The organism is Planktothrix paucivesiculata PCC 9631 (assembly GCF_900009265.2).
GTDB classification, from domain to species: Bacteria; Cyanobacteriota; Cyanobacteriia; order Cyanobacteriales; family Microcoleaceae; genus Planktothrix; species Planktothrix paucivesiculata.
This window is the reverse complement of the sequence record NZ_LR735000.1, coordinates 78,363-95,385: the sequence shown is the minus strand read 5'-3', so window position 1 is coordinate 95,385 and position 17,023 is coordinate 78,363. Positions and strand designations below refer to the sequence as shown.

Annotated in this window: 15 protein-coding genes and 1 CRISPR repeat array; of the genes, 12 read left to right on the top strand and 3 right to left on the bottom strand. The window is 39.6% G+C overall.

Features of this window, described 5'->3' with window-relative positions; genetic code table 11:
- The first annotated feature begins 135 nt into the window (after positions 1-135).
- The 3 genes from PL9631_RS04355 to PL9631_RS04345 all read left to right on the top strand — a co-directional run bounded on the left by PL9631_RS04355 (position 136) and on the right by PL9631_RS04345 (position 3,675).
- The gene (locus PL9631_RS04355) at positions 136-600 is read left to right on the top strand and encodes a nitrate reductase associated protein (protein ID WP_083617423.1); all 465 of its coding nucleotides are present in this window, start codon (positions 136-138) and stop codon (positions 598-600) included.
- A gap of 104 nt (positions 601-704) precedes the next feature.
- The gene (corA, locus tag PL9631_RS04350; protein WP_083617421.1) at positions 705-1,880 is read left to right on the top strand and encodes a magnesium/cobalt transporter CorA; all 1,176 of its coding nucleotides are present in this window, start codon (positions 705-707) and stop codon (positions 1,878-1,880) included.
- 91 nt (positions 1,881-1,971) lie between these two features.
- On the top strand, positions 1,972-3,675 hold the full coding sequence (locus PL9631_RS04345; RefSeq protein WP_083617419.1) for a DUF3352 domain-containing protein: 1,704 nt from the start codon (positions 1,972-1,974) through the stop codon (positions 3,673-3,675).
- A 167-nt stretch (positions 3,676-3,842) separates the two neighbouring features.
- Here PL9631_RS04345 and PL9631_RS04340 read toward each other — a convergent pair whose 3' ends face one another.
- Together PL9631_RS04340 and PL9631_RS04335 are read right to left on the bottom strand one after the other, a co-directional pair.
- On the bottom strand, positions 3,843-4,811 hold the full coding sequence (locus PL9631_RS04340; RefSeq protein WP_083617417.1) for a CHAD domain-containing protein: 969 nt from the start codon (positions 4,809-4,811) through the stop codon (positions 3,843-3,845).
- Between the two features lie 95 nt (positions 4,812-4,906).
- A complete protein-coding gene (locus PL9631_RS04335; protein WP_083617415.1) occupies positions 4,907-5,122 on the bottom strand; it encodes a DUF7219 family protein in 216 nt (71 codons plus the stop codon).
- A 345-nt stretch (positions 5,123-5,467) separates the two neighbouring features.
- Here PL9631_RS04335 and PL9631_RS04330 point away from each other — a divergent pair, with 345 nt between their 5' ends.
- The 9 genes from PL9631_RS04330 to PL9631_RS04290 all read left to right on the top strand — a co-directional run bounded on the left by PL9631_RS04330 (position 5,468) and on the right by PL9631_RS04290 (position 15,524).
- Positions 5,468-6,010: a hypothetical protein gene (locus tag PL9631_RS04330; protein WP_083617413.1), complete on the top strand. Its 543-nt coding sequence runs from the start codon at positions 5,468-5,470 to the stop codon at positions 6,008-6,010.
- A 97-nt stretch (positions 6,011-6,107) separates the two neighbouring features.
- Positions 6,108-6,782 (top strand): HAD-IA family hydrolase, encoded by a 675-nt coding sequence (locus tag PL9631_RS04325; protein ID WP_083617411.1) that lies wholly within the window; start codon positions 6,108-6,110, stop codon positions 6,780-6,782.
- A gap of 192 nt (positions 6,783-6,974) precedes the next feature.
- Positions 6,975-8,021 carry a PstS family phosphate ABC transporter substrate-binding protein gene (locus PL9631_RS04320; protein ID WP_083617409.1) on the top strand — a complete coding sequence of 349 codons (1,047 nt, stop codon included), beginning with the start codon at positions 6,975-6,977 and terminating at the stop codon, positions 8,019-8,021.
- 17 nt (positions 8,022-8,038) lie between these two features.
- Positions 8,039-9,187, top strand: coding sequence for an ACR3 family arsenite efflux transporter (gene arsB, locus PL9631_RS04315; protein WP_083617407.1), 1,149 nt, complete (start codon positions 8,039-8,041; stop codon positions 9,185-9,187).
- Positions 9,188-9,336: 149 nt separating this feature from the next.
- Positions 9,337-9,732, top strand: coding sequence for an arsenate reductase, glutathione/glutaredoxin type (gene arsC, locus PL9631_RS04310; RefSeq protein WP_083617405.1), 396 nt, complete (start codon positions 9,337-9,339; stop codon positions 9,730-9,732).
- A 313-nt stretch (positions 9,733-10,045) separates the two neighbouring features.
- Positions 10,046-10,708 (top strand): arsenical resistance protein ArsH, encoded by a 663-nt coding sequence (gene arsH, locus PL9631_RS04305; RefSeq protein WP_083617403.1) that lies wholly within the window; start codon positions 10,046-10,048, stop codon positions 10,706-10,708.
- A 267-nt stretch (positions 10,709-10,975) separates the two neighbouring features.
- Positions 10,976-11,458: a CRISPR direct-repeat array (repeat unit 37 nt; unit sequence GTTTCAATTAAAATAATCCCGCTTGCGGGACTGAAAC).
- A 49-nt stretch (positions 11,459-11,507) separates the two neighbouring features.
- Positions 11,508-12,881 (top strand): UDP-N-acetylmuramoyl-L-alanine--D-glutamate ligase, encoded by a 1,374-nt coding sequence (murD, locus tag PL9631_RS04300; RefSeq protein WP_083617401.1) that lies wholly within the window; start codon positions 11,508-11,510, stop codon positions 12,879-12,881.
- A 117-nt stretch (positions 12,882-12,998) separates the two neighbouring features.
- Positions 12,999-14,327 carry an APC family permease gene (locus tag PL9631_RS04295; RefSeq protein WP_231516638.1) on the top strand — a complete coding sequence of 443 codons (1,329 nt, stop codon included), beginning with the start codon at positions 12,999-13,001 and terminating at the stop codon, positions 14,325-14,327.
- A gap of 3 nt (positions 14,328-14,330) precedes the next feature.
- On the top strand, positions 14,331-15,524 hold the full coding sequence (locus PL9631_RS04290; protein ID WP_083617399.1) for a hypothetical protein: 1,194 nt from the start codon (positions 14,331-14,333) through the stop codon (positions 15,522-15,524).
- Positions 15,525-15,671: 147 nt separating this feature from the next.
- On the opposite strand, the gene PL9631_RS26020 is transcribed toward PL9631_RS04290, so the two are convergent.
- The coding region (locus PL9631_RS26020) for a calcium-binding protein (protein ID WP_269321683.1) at positions 15,672-17,023 on the bottom strand (1,352 nt) is incomplete at its 5' end.

Below are 17,023 nucleotides of genomic sequence, written 5' to 3'. Positions count from 1 at the left end.
TCGTAATTCGTAATTCGTAATTACCCATTACCCATTACCCATTACCCATTACCCATTACCCATTACCCATTACCTGTTCCCTGTTCCCTGTTCCCTGTTCCCTTTTTGAACACAACTCAAATAGGATTGCTATATATGAATAATTTGTTTGAATTTGAACAGGATTTTGTTGAATCTTTGCGATGTATTCCGATGATTGTGCGGTATAAGTTAGATAGTTGTGGGGTTAAGTTAAAACTGGAACATTGGAATAAATTTAGTCAGGAGGCTCGTCAACAGTTAGTTAGCAATTCGATTAATACACCGGAAGAAATTGCGGCTTATAGGAGTTTATTATATGAATTAGCAGAACAATATACTAATCTTCCTCTCAAGGATTTACCCATTGAGGATCAACCGCTTTGGTTAGAAACAAAAAAATTACCAGATGACGTACAGCAAAAAGCAGGGGAAATCGGGGTTAAGATTACCTTAAAACAATGGCAAGATTTAACCCCGTTACAACGATTTGCTTTACTCAAATTAAGTCGTCCTAGTCATGAAAACAAAAACTTTTTACCTGCTTTAAGGGAATTTAAAATTTTAGAAAACAGTCTATAGATTTTTTTATTAAAATATAAACTCCCTTTTGAACTTCATCTGTTAAACTTAAATTAGTTTTGCGACTCCTAAACCCATTCCATTAAACTTCAGGGCAGTTTTTTATGGCACACAGTATAAAATCCACGATGCCCCCGCTCGATTCTGTTGTTGATGAAGATGAAGAAGAATCGAATTTAGATTATTTCTATGATGATCCCGGAACTCCCCCGGGCACATTAGATGTGGAAGCGGATGATCCACCCCCAGAAATGGTTTTAATTGATTATAGTGACGAAATGGCAACTCGTTTAACCTTAAAAACACCGGAGGAATGTGCGCCTTATTTAGATACCCATTCTGTCTCTTGGTTAGATATTTTAGGGTTAGGAAATCAAGACACTTGGGATCGGATGGCGAAGGTATTTAATTTACATCCGATTGCTTTAGAAGATGTGGTGAATGTTCCCCAACGGCCGAAAGTGGTGGAATATGAGGGTCAATTGGTGATTGTGGCTTGGATGATCATGATCAAACCCGGCGCCGATCCCCTCCATAAAGAACAGGTGAGTCTGATTTTAGGGAAAAATTATTTACTCACGGTGCAGGAAGAAGCGGACTATGATTGTTTGCAACCTGTGCGCGATCGCATTCGTTATAATCAAGGAATTATTCGTAAACAAGGGGCTGATTATTTAGCCTATGCGATTTTAGATGCAATTATTGATGGGTTTTTCCCGGTATTAGAAGAATATGGAGATCTTTTAGAAGATTTAGAAGACAAGGTTGTATTTAATCCTGTACCTAAAGATCTAGCTAAAATTTATAGTATTCGTCGAGATTTATTTACCCTGCGACGGGCAATTTGGGCGCAACGGGAAGCGATTAATGTGTTAATTCGGGATGGAAGCGATTTAATTAGTCCAGAAGTTCGGGTTTATTTTCGAGACTGTTATGATCATACCATTTTAGTTAGGGATATGGTAGAAACCTATCGAGAATCATCCTCGGATTTAATGGGAATTTATATGTCTACGATGAGCAATAAAATGAATGAAATCATGAAATTGCTCACCGTTATTTCGACTATTTTTATTCCCCTAACCTTTGTGGCGGGGGTCTACGGAATGAATTTTAACTCAGAAAATTCTCCTTGGAATATGCCAGAACTCAATTGGTATTGGGGTTATCCTGTCTGTTTGGGAATGATGTTTTTCATCGCTTTAGGGTTATTTTTCTTCTTCTGGAAACGTGGTTGGTTTAATAATCTTTCCGATCCGCAAGATCAAGAACCGCTCTGATGAATTTGCAAAGTGTGACCCCCTGGGTTAAAATCTCCCTCGATATCGAATTAATTAGTCTACCGGTTGTCTCAAGCCATCCTTCCCATTCATGATCGAAAAAATCAAACCCAATCTAGTTTTGACGGTGGGAGTTGCAACCCTGCTGGTTGGAGGTGGAATTGCAGCATATTACGGTTTAGTTTCGCGTAAATTTTTAGAAGGTGTTCCCCCGGGTGCAAATGTTGTCCCCCAAGAGGCAATGGTGGCCGTATCCGTCTCCACCAATCCCCAAGAATGGGAAAAATTAAAGCAATACGGCACAGTTCAATCTCAGGGGGCGTTGCAAGATATTCTCAAGGGTTGGCAAAGTCGGGTGTTTACAGACAATGGCTATGATTATCAAAAGGATATTCAGCCTTGGGTGGGAAAGGAGGTGATGATTGTCTCTTTACCAAATCCCAGTTTAATCTCAGGTACATCTCCGGGGGCCCAGACTTCTACGACCCTGAATCAACAGGCGATGGTGATGGTGTTTCCGATTGCTAACCCCGCCAAAGCCAAGGAATTGTTATCGCAACCGAGAACAGTACAACCGGGTCAAACCGCCCAGCGCTCCTATCGGGGTGTGGATATTATTGAAACCCAGGGAAATCCTAAACAAAATTATTCGATCGCCGTCCTGGGACAAGATTTTTTAGTTGTTACGACTGATCCGAATGCAACTGAACGGGTAATTGATACCTATAGAGGTTCGGATTCCTTAGCGAAAACCCCGGGATATGCTGCTAGTTTAGAAAAGATTAAAACCCCTAATCCCTTTGCTCAAGTTTACCTCAATATTCCCGTCGCCACAAAAATTGCCTCCTACCGTTCTCCTAATCCGATTCCTGATAAAAATTTAGAACAGGTACAACAACATCAAGGATTAGCTACTAATATTAATTTGGAATCTCAAGGAGTTGGTTTAAAATCCGTATCTTGGTTAAAACCTAATAGTCAGAAAAAATTTACTGTTGAAAATAAAGCTCAAGAGATTCTCAGGCGGATTCCAGAAAATACATTAATGATGGTTTCTGGAAGTAATTTAAAACTGGTTTGGGAAGATTATACTCAGGGTGCAAATGCAAATCCCATAGCGCCCTTTAATCCTCAAGTTTTGAGTTCTAGTTTTAAATCTGCGACGGGGATGGAGTTGGAAAAAGATGTTTTGAATTGGATGGGTGGGGAATTTTCTTTATCTTTGGTTCCTGCTAATCCAAATCCTAGGGCTTTGGAAAGATTTGTGGCGGGGTTAGTGTTAATGGTGAAGGTTTCCGATCGCGGTGCGGCGGATAAGGCTTTAACCCAATTAGATGAGGTGATGAAGAATAAAAAATTTACGGTGAGTGAAACGAAAGTTAAGGATCAATCGGCAGTGCAATGGGTGTCTCCCTTTGGGGGATTTATGGTTACTCGGGGTTGGTTAGAACCGGATGTGGCTTTTGTTACTTTGGGGGGGGCGGTAGCGGATCAAATTGTGCCTTTACCTCAAGCTGCAATCACTGCTAATCCGCTATTTCAGCAAACTGTTCCGATGACATTTAACCCCAATAATGGTAACTTTTTTATGAATATTGAAAAGGTGTTTGATCCGAAGGTCAGAACTTTATCTTTACCCCAACTTCCCCCGGATCAAAAGTTATGGATTGATGCGATTCAATCAATTGGATTAACTACTGCAATTTTAAGCGATCGCACCAGCCGTTATGATATTTTTGTGAAAATCAAAACGCCTAGCCCTCAACTTCCTGCAACTCCGAAAACGGAACCTTGAAAGGCAGGGGGCACTTCGACAGGCTCAGTGGCCGCAGGGGGAGTAGGGGAAGCAGGGGAAGCAGGGGAGGTAAACTTTTGCTATTACCCATTGGCTATTCGTAATTCGTAATTCGTAATTCGTAATTCGTAATTCGTAATTCGTAATTCGTAATTCGTAATTACCCCTTACCCATTTATTATCGGATGCAGTAATTCTAAGCGAAATTCCTGGCGATTTTCAGCTTTTAAATAACGCTGTTGAAGTGATTGCCATTTTTGCCAAGATTCATAGCGTTTTTCCGCTAAAAGATTGATAAAAGTTGGAAGTTTAGACCTAATTTTTGATGGGATTTTATCAGCTATTTTTTCCATCAAAACCATACTATCTTGAATATCTCCTAAATGTTCTTGAATGGCTTTGATATCTTCTAAATAAGTTGAATATTTAGGACTATAAAAGTTAGTAAACAAACTCATTTGATAACGGACTTTTTTTGCTTGTTTTCTTAAATCGTGCAAAGATTCTCCCTGTTGATCTAAAATTATTTCTAAGGTTTCTGAAGTAACTTCAGCAGAATTAACTAGGTCTTGATTGATTCCTACTTGCCAACCCGGATGCAAGAATAAATGACTAATTTGGGGAAGTAATAAATCCGGTAGAACTTCATTAACTGGTAGTTTTTCCAAAGTCGTAAAACTAGGTTCTTTCACCCAATCTTGTAAATCTTCTTTCAAGTTTTGATATATTTTATGTTCTAAAGTCCATGCCACAACTCGAAAAACTTTGTGACGTTGTTTCACCCAATCCATTAATATTTTATCTAAAATATCTTGTTCCGATGGCGGTAATTGGGAATAATAAGTATTTTGTAATATTTCTAATAAAACATCTAAATCTCGCAATTTTCCCAAACGACGGGCAATTCTACCGATTTTTTCATCCTCAGCCGATTCGGGTAATTTTAATACGGGAGCAAACCCAACTACCGCCGATCTTAATCGTCGCATTCCGACCCGCATTTGATGTAATTCTTCAGGATCATGATCTTTCAAAACTTCAGATTCATGACTAATAACTTTTTCCAGATGTTTCTGAATCGCTTGTACTGCCCAATATCCTAAAGTTTCGGTTTGAGGATTAGTTGTTGTTTCCATAATAAACACCCCAAAATTTTAATTAATACTTGTTTTATTATAACAATCTTAAATAGTTTTTTACAGAGAATTTTAAGATTGTTATAATATGGCATTTAGTCATTAATTACACTGTTTTGTAATTCCGTGACTAACCGCTTAATCTGGGTATAGGCTTGCCTGGAAGATAGTGTTCCCTCGGTTTCTAAGCTAAAAATTTGGCTAATATCCATTACAAAGCCGTGCAATTGAGCTTGATCAGAGACAGGAGGGATCTGAGTTTCCCAATGATCAATCTGAGTCTGATCAAAAAAATCTGGGGTTGATCTCATAATTATATCCAAACTCTGCGAATTATAGTGATACTGCTTAATTATACTATCAAATTGGGATTTTAAACCAAAAATCAATTAAAGTCAAGGGATTAAATTATTAGATTTTTTTACAAAAGTTATAATTTGTTTAAGAAACAATATTATCGTTCAAATCTTTATTGTTTCAAAAATTTAAACAAAAATTAACTCGCAGATCAACTAGATTTAACTAACTTTATATAGTCAAATCGTCAACAGGTTGATCATTCTGGCAAATAGGCTATAAACTGATAATTGATAACTGCTAGAGACCCGCCACTAGCCTACAGTATCGCTGCATGGCTGACCGATAACTGATAATTTATGAACCTTGAATTTATTGTTTATGCTTGTCCTCGGGGAGAATTAGCGGAACAAATTGAAATCTTTTATCAAGAAAGTCTGGAATTGTGTGGATTAAATGCCGCCCATAATTATATGCCCCATTGTACCTTAACTGGATTTTTTCAGGATCAAGAGTCACAAACCTCCCTCTATATTCAAGCCCTAGAAACCGCTTATAATACCGCCCAATTAACCGCGATTCCCTTAAAGATTAATGTAAACCAAATGACTTTTCAAGCCACTTGGTATGGTTTGGAATTACAAGCCCCAGGTATTCTATTATTAATGATTCATTTTAGTAAATTAGTTAATTCACCGACTCGTTTAGAAGCCTTGCGATTAAAAACTTGGCTACATTTGAGTTTAGCCTATGAATTTCAACCCCAACACGCTCAAAAATTAAAAGATTTAGCTCAAAACCGAATTAATCCCTACGCCCAAGTGGATTGGGAATTAAGGTTTTATCAGAGACATCCCGATAATTCCTGGACTTGTCATCAATCTTGGCAATTAACATCCTAGACTCAATTGATTTTTGATGCTATTCCAGATAATTTTTATCCCTTGATTTATCCGTCAATTTGATTCATAATAAATACAATGCTTTATCACTTGACCAATGCCAAATTTTAGAAAAATTACCCACGTTATTTACGATTTAGACGGTTTACTGTTAGATACGGAACCCCTTCATACTAAAGTTAATCAAATGGTTGCCAATTATTATGGCAAAACCATTGATCATGCTCTGGGTTGTAAAGTTAGGGGGAGAAAATCCCATGATTCCGTTAAACTCTTAATTCAAGAGTTAGAATTATCGGTAACTGTTGAACAATTTTTAGAGCGAAAAGATGCCATTATTTATCAATTGTATCCCCACGTTTTGCCCTTAGAGGGAGCGGTTTTTCTCACGGAACATCTGGCGGCTCATAATATTCCCCAAGCGATCGCCACCAGTTCAGGAAATCGCCCTTTTACCGCAAAAACCCAGAGTCATCAACAATGGTTTTCCCTATTTCAATCTATTGTTAGAGGAGATGATCCTGAACTAAAAAATGGCAAACCTGCACCGGATATTTTCCTATTAGTCGCTCAACGTTTGGGGGCAAAACCCGAAAACTGTTTAGTATTTGAAGATGCCTTAGCGGGGGTTTCTGCGGCTCGGGCGGCGGGGATGTCCGTAATAGCAGTTCCAGCGTCGGATATGGATCAATCCCTTTATCAAGAAGCCGATCAAATTCTGGGTTCTCTGAGGGAATTTCAACCCGAATTGTGGCAGTTACCCAAGTTTTAATTAATAAATCAAAGATTAGATATTAAAGGGAAATCAGCGATCATAATTTTCGTCTTTTCCCTAATTTTTCTCAGACTAATTCAGCATTTTTAGATGACCTAAAAGAATCTTAACCTTTTTTTAACTTGACATATCAATTTTTTTTGATATGATTCAAACATCCCTAATCATAAATGTCAAGGGGGAAATTTTATGACTCCTAAACTACTCAAACTGCCCAGTTCTCTCAAAACCTTCGTTTTAGCCCTTGGGACTGCTACTTTACTTTTAGCTTGTAGTCAGAATCAGACACAGCAAGTAAAACAGACAAAACCCATTCTGATTGATGGTTCTAGTACGGTTTATCCGATTACAGCAGCCATTGTTAAAGAATACAATGCTCAAAGTCCTGCTGATGATCTCGATGTTAAAGTTGATTTTTCAGGAACCGGAGGAGGGTTTAGAAAATTTTGTGCTGGAGAAACCGATATTAGTAATGCGTCTCGACCCATTCTAAAAGAAGAAATAGAACTTTGTAAAAAAAACAAGATTTCCTATCTGGAATTACCCGTTGCCTTTGATGCCTTAACGATTGTTGTTAACCCTAAAAATACCTGGGTAAATGATATTACCGTTGCCGAATTAAAGAAACTTTGGGAACCCCAAGCTGAGGGAAAAATTAAAACTTGGAATCAAATTCGTGGGTCTTGGCCGAACCAACCGATTAATCTCTATGGCCCCGGCAAAGATTCAGGAACCTTTGATTATTTTACCGCCGCGGTAGTCGGGGAAGAAAAAGCCAGCCGAAACGATTATCAAGCCAGTGAAGATGATGAAATTATTGCCCAAGGAGTGATGAATGATCCTAATTCACTCGGTTATTTTGGCTATGCTTATTATCAGGAAAGACCAGGAGATTTAAAAGCCTTAGCTATTGATAATCAAACGGGTTCAGGGCCAATTATCCCCTCATCTAATGCGGCGGAAATTGAAAAATATCAACCCCTAGCTCGCCCCTTATTTATCTATGTGAATGCGGTCGCTGCTCAAGATAATCCGGCGATGAATAATTTTCTGGATTTCTATATGCAAAAAGCTCCTAAAGCTGTTAAAAGTGTAGGTTATATTGCCTTTGAACCCGATGATTATACCAAACTCTATCGTAACTTTCATAAAACCAAAGTGGGGACGGTATTTGGGGGAACATCGGAGTTTAACTTAACCTTGGATGAAGTGTTAACTAAACGGGCAGAATACTAATTTTTTTAGGAGGTTTAATGAGTAGAAATTTACCTCAAGTTAATCCGTCGGCGGTGCAAGCCGGGGGGAAACTGAGTATTTTTGAAAAATACCTAACGGTTTGGGTATTCTTATGTATTATTGGTGGGATTATTTTAGGGCGTTTATTCCCGGGAGTTGCGGTTACTTTAGACTCGATGAGCGTCCATCAAATCTCGATTCCGATCGCTATTTGCCTGTTTTTTATGATGTATCCCATCATGGTAAAAATTGATTTTACCCAGGCTGCTAACGCTGTCCGCGCCCCTAAACCCGTATTACTAACTTTAGTTGTCAATTGGTTAATTAAACCCTTTACAATGGTAGCCTTTTCTCAGTTCTTTTTAGGCTGGTTATTTCGTCCTTTAATTACTGGGACAGAACTGATCGGAGGACAGGAAGTTTCCTTGGCAAATTCCTATATTGCCGGAACTATTTTATTAGGAATTGCTCCCTGTACGGCGATGGTTTTGATGTGGGGTTATCTGTGTTATGGGAATCAAGGTCATACTTTAGTGATGGTGGCGGTTAACTCCTTGGCGATGTTATTTTTATATGCACCGTTAGGGCGTTGGTTACTAGCGGCGAATGATTTAACAGTGCCTTGGTTAACCATTTTTTTATCGGTGATCATTTATGTGGCATTACCTTTAGCGGCGGGAGTATATACTCGCCACTGGATTTTTAAAAACAAAGGTAAGGCTTGGTTTGAACGGGAATTTCTGCATTATTTAAGCCCCGTTGCTACATCGGCATTGTTAATTACTTTGGTATTACTCTTTGCTTTTAAAGGGGAATTAATTGTTAATAATCCCTTTCATATTCTGTTAATTGCAGTGCCTTTATTTATCCAAACCAATTTTATTTTTCTGATTAGCTATCTGATCGCTTTAAAAATGAAAATGTCCTATGAAGATGCGGCTCCGGCGGCATTAATTGGGGCGAGTAATCATTTTGAAGTAGCGATCGCCACAGCAGTCACTTTATTTGGTTTAAATTCCGGTGCGGCTTTAGCAACAGTTGTGGGGGTATTAATTGAAGTTCCGGTGATGTTAATGTTGGTTGAAATTTGCAAAAAAACTGCCTTTTGGTTCCCCAGAGAACCGGAAAAAGCCAGTTTATTTGATCCGCGTTGTGTTAAGAGTTAAATCAATAAATACCCGGATTTGTTAGATCATTTACAGGAATTACGCTATTAAGAGTAGGGGTAATTCATGAATTACCCCTACATCTAGGGTGACATCCCCAAATTTGCGTGTATTCCTGATTTACCTATTCTAAAAATTGGAGATTGACCATGAAAAAAGTAATGTTTGTTTGCAAAAGAAATTCTTGCCGTTCTCAAATGGCGGAAGGATTTGCTAGAACTTTAGGAGCCGGAAAAATAGCCGTTACCAGTTCCGGTTTAGAAGCAAGTCGGGTGCATCCTACAGCTATTCAAGTGATGGATGAAATCGGAATTGATATTACTAATCAAACTTCTAACCCTTTAAGTGATTTCCAGGCAGAAGATTATGATGCGGTGATTTCTCTATGCGGTTGTGGGGTAAACTTACCAGAAGCCTGGGTAGTTCGAGAAGTTTTTGAAGATTGGCAATTAGATGATCCCGACGGACAACCTTTAGAAACTTTTCATCGAGTCAGAGATGAAATTAAAGACAGAGTTCAAACGTTAATTGATAGTTTGAGTTAACACTTTTTGCAATAATCAGTTGTAGGGGCGGGTTCATCGAGATGCGCGGTAATTAACAAAGACAGGACTTACGCACAAGACCCAAGAAACCGGGTTTCTGGCCCTGATTTTGCGGATGAAATCGAGATTTCTCGTTCAGAAACCCGGTTTCTGCGTAAGTCCTAAAAGATCTAAAAGAACCCTTCCTTACCAGTTATCAGTCATCAGTCATTAGTTATTAGTCCAAAACCTATTACCTATTACCTATTACCTATTACCCATTACCCATTACCCATTACCCATTACCCATTACCCATTACCCATTCCCTAATATATGTTCGATCATCCACCCCGAATTCTATTGTTATACGGTTCTTTAAGAGGACGGTCTTACAGTCGTTTATTAGCAGAAGAAGCCGCCCTAATTATTCAGGATTTTGGTGCAGAAGTGCGGTTTTTTGACCCGCGAGAATTACCAATTTTTGGGAGCGTACCGGACACTCACCCCAAAGTTCAGGAGTTACGGGAATTGAGTTTGTGGTCTGAGGGTCAGGTTTGGTCGAGTCCCGAACTTCATGGTCAAATTAGTGGGATCATGAAAAATCAAATTGATTGGATTCCTCTGACCATGGGGGCGATCCGACCGACCCAGGGCCGAACTTTGGCGGTGATGCAGGTCTGTGGCGGTTCCCAGTCTTTTAATGCGGTGAATACCCTGCGAATTTTGGGGCGCTGGATGCGGATGTTTACTATTCCCAATCAGTCTTCGGTGGCCAAAGCCTATCAGGAGTTCGATGAGGATGGGGTGATGAAGGATTCTCCCTATCGCGATCGCGTGGTTGACGTGATGGAGGAACTCTATAAATTTACATTGTTATTAAGAGGACAGGCTGATTATTTAAGCGATCGCTATAGTGAAAGAAAGGAAAAAGGAGTTCAGGAAACGATGATTGATATTGGTAAAACAATTAATGGGGTTTATGGTAATAAGTTCTAAATTGTAAAGAATTGAAACTTTTACTTGTGACTCGCCGTAAGAGGACTTAATATAAATCCTGTGGTTTTCGTGAACCTAAGCGGGGGCAAAAACCTAGGGGGGTTCAGAAAAAACGCTAGAACCTTGACAAATCAATGGTTTATACTTTTGAGTTAGGTTAATTATTAATAATCTGTCTCAATAATGAGCGCTGAAATGAGGTAATTTTTGAGGTTCACGAAAATGGGCTTTAGAATGACCGTTTCATAAGGGTTTCAGACGGCAGAGGTTTCAATTAAAATAATCCCGCTTGCGGGACTGAAACTGGGACTGTATTTTGTCATGTAAATCAAGAATAGTTGTTTCAATTAAAATAATCCCGCTTGCGGGACTGAAACGTATATCTTTACTCTGTCTGTAGTGTCCAACCTCTGAGGTTTCAATTAAAATAATCCCGCTTGCGGGACTGAAACTTTACAATCGACAAGTAGGTAACGAAATCCGGTAAGTTTCAATTAAAATAATCCCGCTTGCGGGACTGAAACGTAAGTTCCGGCATCAAGAACATCACCGACTGAGCCAGTTTCAATTAAAATAATCCCGCTTGCGGGACTGAAACTTAAAGGCAGAAGTTACAAAAAAGGAAAAACCATTTTAGGTTTCAATTAAAATAATCCCGCTTGCGGGACTGAAACAATAAAATACGGAGGCCCTAAAGAGCCTACTACATTAATCTTTCAATAACAATAATCCCGCTTGCGGGACTGAAACATATCCGAGTAGAATCAAAAACAATCTACTGGGAATTTTTAAATTGTCCATGCCGAAAGTTCATATTATTGGTTTAGGAAGATCGGGAAATGCCGCCGCCCGGTTGTTAAAATTGCAAGGATGGGATGTGATTTTAAGCGATCGCAATTCCTCCTCAACCCTAGAAACCCAAAAACAACAATTAGAAACCGAAGGAATTCAAGTTGAATTAGGACATACTTTTCAACCCGATACCTCCCTCGATTTAATTGTGGTCAGTCCTGGAGTTCCTTGGGATAGTCCGGGGTTAAAAGTCGCCCGAAATTTAGGCATAGAAACCATCGGAGAACTAGAATTAGCTTGGCGAAATCTGCGACATTTACCCTGGGTTTGTATTACTGGAACCAACGGAAAAACTACAACCACCGCCCTCACCACCGCAATTTTTCAAGCCGCAGGTTTAAACGCTCCCGCCTGTGGAAATATTGGGTATGCGGCCTGTGAATTAGCCTTACAAGAATATCAAGGAATAGAAAAACCCCTAGATTGGGTAATTGCAGAAGTCAGTAGTTATCAAATCGAATCCTCCTCAACTTTAACCCCTAAAATTGCTATTTGGACGACCTTTACCCCCGATCATTTGAGTCGTCATTACACCCTAGAACGTTATTATGATATTAAAGCTAAATTACTCTATCAATCCCAAATACAAATCATTAATGGCGACGATCCCTATTTAAGAGAAACCGCCAATCAACGCTGGCTTTCTGCCTCTTGGACAAGTGTTTTAGGGCGAGAAAAATTAGTTGCCAATCCCGAATTAGGATTTTATATTGATAATAATTGGGTGATGCAAAATGGAGATAAAATAGTTAAAGCGGATGCCTTAAAAATGGTCGGAAGTCATAATCAACAAAATCTCCTCATGTCAGTTGCCGCCGCTCGATTAGCCGGAATAGAAACCCCAGCAATTAGTCAGGCAGTTTCTGATTTTCCAGGAGTTGCCCATCGTTTAGAACAGATAATGACTTGGAAAGGAATTGACTGGATTAATGATAGTAAAGCCACCAATTATGACGCAGCCGAAGTAGGATTGTCGGCCGTTAATTCTCCCGTGATTTTAATAGCCGGAGGAGAAGCTAAACAAGGCGAGGATAGGGCTTGGATAAATCAAATTAAAGCAAAAGCCGTTTCAGTATTATTAATTGGAGATGCGGCTGAAGCCTTTGCCAAACGGTTAATAGAAGAAAATTACTCTAATTTTGAAATCGTGGAAACCATGGAAAAAGCAATTATCAAATCCTCTGAAATTGCTCCAAAATTAGGCGCGAAAGTCGTATTATTATCTCCAGCCTGTGCCAGTTTTGATCAATATCAAAGTTTTGAACATCGCGGCGATCATTTCCGTAAGTTGTGTTTAGAATTACAATCAGGTCGGGTTTAGATTATCCGTTAGAGAGGATTCAAAATTAATACATAATCTGCTAACATCTATTGATAATCTTCTTAGTGTCTTTGTGCCTTTGTGGTTGTTTAAATATCCCTATTTTGCATAACGATTTTGAACGATTCTAACTCCTTAGAAAAACCCAGTTCATCCAGTCAAATCACATTATCAACAGCAATTTCTCTTGTAGTTGCTAATATGATTGGGACGGGTGTATTTACCAGTTTAGGATTTCAAGTCCTTGATATTCAGTCGGGTTTTGCCATTTTATTTCTGTGGTTAATTGGCGGTATTTTCGCCCTTTCTGGAGCCCTATGTTATGGAGAATTAGGCGCCGCCATGCCCCGCTCTGGGGGAGAATATCATTATCTTTCGGAAATTTATCATCCGGTGATAGGTTTCCTCTCAGGATGGGTGTCTGTCACCGTCGGTTTTGCGGCTCCTATTGCCGCCGCCGCCATGGCATTAGGAAAATATATTTCCAGTGTATTTCCTGGTTTAAATTATCCCACCATAATTGCTTTAATTGCTGTAGTTTTGGTGTCTCTGATTCATACCCAAACCCTCAAAACTAGCAGTATATTTCAACAGGGATTTACGGTTTTAAAAGTTTTACTGATCATTGTTTTTATTCTGAGTGGGTTAACTTTAGCTACTCCCCAACCCATTGAATTTATACCCCGTTTTAGCGATATTCCGGTAATTTTTAGTTCATCTTTTGGCGTTTCTTTAGTTTATGTGACCTATTCCTATTCCGGTTGGAATGCGGCGGTTTATTTAGCTAGTGAAATCAAAGAACCTGAGAAAAACTTGCCGAAATCCTTGTTAATTGGGACGTTAATAGTTACGATTTTATATCTACTTTTGAACTTTGTTTTTCTCTATACAAAACCGATTGAACAATTAGCTGGACAATTAGAAATTGGTTATATTGCCGCCCAACAAATTTTTGGTAATCTGGGAGCAAAAATCATGGGATTATTAATCGGATTTGGTTTAATTTCTTCTATCAGTTCCATGGTATTAGCTGGGCCAAGAGTTACCCAAGCCATCGGGGAAGATATTCCCTTATTTAGAATTTTAGCTCAAAAAAATCAACATGGAATCCCCTATTATGCCCTATGTTTACAACTAGCAATTGTGATTATATTAATCATCACCGCCAGCTTTCAAGCCGTGATTACCTATTTAGCATTTACCCTAACCCTATCTTCATTAATCACGGTTTTAGGCGTGTTTGTCCATCGTTTTCGCCGTCCTGACGTACCCCGTCCCTATAAAACTTGGGGATATCCCATTACTCCAATCATTTTTTTAGGAATTAGCCTTTGGATGCTAATATTTATTTTTCAGGATAAACCCCTTGAATCCTTAGCCGGATTAGGAACAATTGCCCTGGGTTTACCGTTTTATTTTATTGGTATTCGGAATAAATTGGTGTAATTTATGAAATTCTCAGCCCTATTACTAATCCTTTTAAGTGTTGTTGGTTTGCAGTCCTGTGTTCAAACTGAATCTCAACAAACTATTAAACAATCCCCAAGGATTGAAACCCCAAAAACATCGCCAGAAACACCTCCTCCCCCGATTAGTCCCTTAGACCTGTATGATCAAAAACAAGCGGATTATTTAACGGATACCGCTAAATTAATTGCGGGAATGAAAGTTGATCCAAAAAGTCAATTTTATCCCCTAACTCAATCTAAATTTTGGGTTAATTATCATGGTTTTATTGAGCCAGCTTGGTCAAAACTAGAAAAACAACAACTGGCAAAAGTTAGCGACTGGTCAAAACAGGAATTAGCGGCGATTAATCAATCTAATCCTAGAATTTTTTATCCCTTTAGTGGGCCGGATTTCTTATATGCTAATTTATTTTTCCCGACCGCCCAAGAATATGTGCTGGTGGCTTTAGAACCCGTGGGAACGATGCCAAATTTCAAGGAATTATCAGAAAGTCAGCGTCATCAAAAATTGGGAGATGTGAAAAACTCCCTTTATTCTTTGCTTCAGTTTAGCTTTTTTCAAACTAAAGAAATGAAGTCTGATTTATCTAATCAAGGAGTTTTACCTTTGATTTTATTATTTATGGCGAGGACAAATAATAGAATTTTAGACTTACAATATATTGGATTAGACAAGGATGCTAAAGTTCAAAAATTTGAAAAAGGCATGATTCCCGGGGTAAAAATTGATTTTGTTCCTCAAGGGGAAAAAGAACCTCGAACTTTATATTATTTTTCCGCCGATATTTCCGATGAAGGCTTGAAAAAAACACCCCAATTCAGCAAATTTATCAAACAAATTGAGCAACCCGTTACCTATCTTAAAGCCGCATCCTATTTAATGCACAGACCCGCCTTTACTGGAATTCGAGAGTTAATTCTGGCTCAAAGTCAAGCGATTTTGCAGGATGATTCGGGGATTCCCCTGAACTTTTTTACAGAAAAACAATGGAATTTAAACTTTTTTGGAACCTATACCACCCCAATTTCTTTATTTAGTGTTCGGTATCAACCGGATTTAAGGAAAGTTTATCAAAGCAATGCTGCTGTGAAACCCCTTAATTTTGGGGTGGGTTATAAGTTTGGGGTGAATCAATCTAACATGATGTTAGCAACCAAAAAGCAAAAACCCTAATCATAAGGAGAATGTTGATAGGGTTAGAGGCTATCGGGTTCTACATTACGTTCTTTAAAAATGATAAACAAAAGTTTATTCAGCATTAGTGAAGTTCACCCCCGTTAGGTAAAACGCCTAACGAGAGTTTCTGAAACTCACTGTTGATTACAGAGTATTATTCTCAGAAAAGTCTGTCGCCGTAATTAAAGAACTATTCACCCCCAAAAGTTTAGCAACTTGTTGTTGAGTGCTAGTTACCGTCAGAATAGTATTACCATTTTCCGAAGTAATTTGTAACTGAGCAAAGGTCAATCCCCCCGTGAACACAATTCTGTCTGACCCATCTTGGAAATCCGTAATGGTTTCCGTATCAAATTGAGTCGCAATATAGAATTCATCATTGCCACCTCCTCCGGTGAGAATATCAAAACCCTCAGCACCGACGAGGATGTCATTGCCCTCACCGCCCAAGAGTTGGTCTTCTCCAGTACCCCCATCGAGGAGATCATCTCCTAAATCACCCCAAAGCAGATCATTACCTTCATTGCCATCGACGAGATCGGTTTCTTGACCCCCATAGGCGGTATCATTGCCTGTCCCCCCAGAAACGATGTCAATACCTTCGTTACCAAATAGGACATCATCATCCTCATTTCCTTTGATAAAATCAGTGCCCTTGCCACCGAAAACCAGATCATTGCCTTCATTGCCCTCTAAGACATCGATGTCTTCACCGCCCAAGAGCAGGTCATCTCCTTGATTTCCGTGCAGAATATCCTTCCCTTGAGCACCGAAAACCGTATCGTTACCATCTCCGCTTTGAACTAAGTCATCTCCTAAATCACCGAAGATGAGGTCATCATCCTGACCCCCTAGGACAGTATCATTGCCCTGACCGCCATAGGCTGTGTTATTCCCCGATTCCAGAGTGATAAAGTCATCTCCTTTAAAAGCTGATGCTTTGTCATTGCCCCCACCTGATGAAATCCGATCTTGATTGTCTGTCGCTTCCAAATTATCGGTATTACCCGTACCGTTAACTGGGTTGGCACTCGTAGGAGGAGTCAGGGCATCGGCGTTGATGTTCAGTCCTATGTATAACTGGGTGGGGTCAAACACATACACCGCCGTGGGTTCCGGGGTAGGCTGGGGTGAAACTGTAACAGGCAAGGATTTGAGGGCATCCTCCAAAGCCTTAAAGTCCGGTGTGGGGATTTGTGTGGGTGCGGGTGTGGGTGCGGGCGTTGGTGCGGGTGTGGATGTGGGTGCGGGTGTGGGTGCGGGTGTGGGCGTTGGTCTTGGCGTGGGTATCGGTACAGGTATAGGTGTGGGAATTTGGGTTGGTGCGGGTGTGGGTGCGGGTGTTGGTACGGGTGTGGGTTCGGGTATAATTTCTAGGTCATCATTTTGAATGGAGAGACTGACTGGAGAACCTGTAATTGTAGTTGTCCCGGCGGTATTACCGTTACTCAGACTAAGTTCTAGGGTTTCGTTAGCTTCAACAACAGTATCACCCA

Coding starts and splice junctions, on each gene's coding strand:
- PL9631_RS04355 (WP_083617423.1), top strand. CDS start 136: ATGAATAATTTGTTTGAATTTGAACAGGATTTTGTTGAATCTTTGCGA.
- corA (WP_083617421.1), top strand. CDS start 705: ATGGCACACAGTATAAAATCCACGATGCCCCCGCTCGATTCTGTTGTT.
- PL9631_RS04345 (WP_083617419.1), top strand. CDS start 1,972: ATGATCGAAAAAATCAAACCCAATCTAGTTTTGACGGTGGGAGTTGCA.
- PL9631_RS04340 (WP_083617417.1), bottom strand. CDS start 4,811: ATGGAAACAACAACTAATCCTCAAACCGAAACTTTAGGATATTGGGCA.
- PL9631_RS04335 (WP_083617415.1), bottom strand. CDS start 5,122: ATGAGATCAACCCCAGATTTTTTTGATCAGACTCAGATTGATCATTGG.
- PL9631_RS04330 (WP_083617413.1), top strand. CDS start 5,468: ATGAACCTTGAATTTATTGTTTATGCTTGTCCTCGGGGAGAATTAGCG.
- PL9631_RS04325 (WP_083617411.1), top strand. CDS start 6,108: ATGCCAAATTTTAGAAAAATTACCCACGTTATTTACGATTTAGACGGT.
- PL9631_RS04320 (WP_083617409.1), top strand. CDS start 6,975: ATGACTCCTAAACTACTCAAACTGCCCAGTTCTCTCAAAACCTTCGTT.
- arsB (WP_083617407.1), top strand. CDS start 8,039: ATGAGTAGAAATTTACCTCAAGTTAATCCGTCGGCGGTGCAAGCCGGG.
- arsC (WP_083617405.1), top strand. CDS start 9,337: ATGAAAAAAGTAATGTTTGTTTGCAAAAGAAATTCTTGCCGTTCTCAA.
- arsH (WP_083617403.1), top strand. CDS start 10,046: ATGTTCGATCATCCACCCCGAATTCTATTGTTATACGGTTCTTTAAGA.
- murD (WP_083617401.1), top strand. CDS start 11,508: ATGCCGAAAGTTCATATTATTGGTTTAGGAAGATCGGGAAATGCCGCC.
- PL9631_RS04290 (WP_083617399.1), top strand. CDS start 14,331: ATGAAATTCTCAGCCCTATTACTAATCCTTTTAAGTGTTGTTGGTTTG.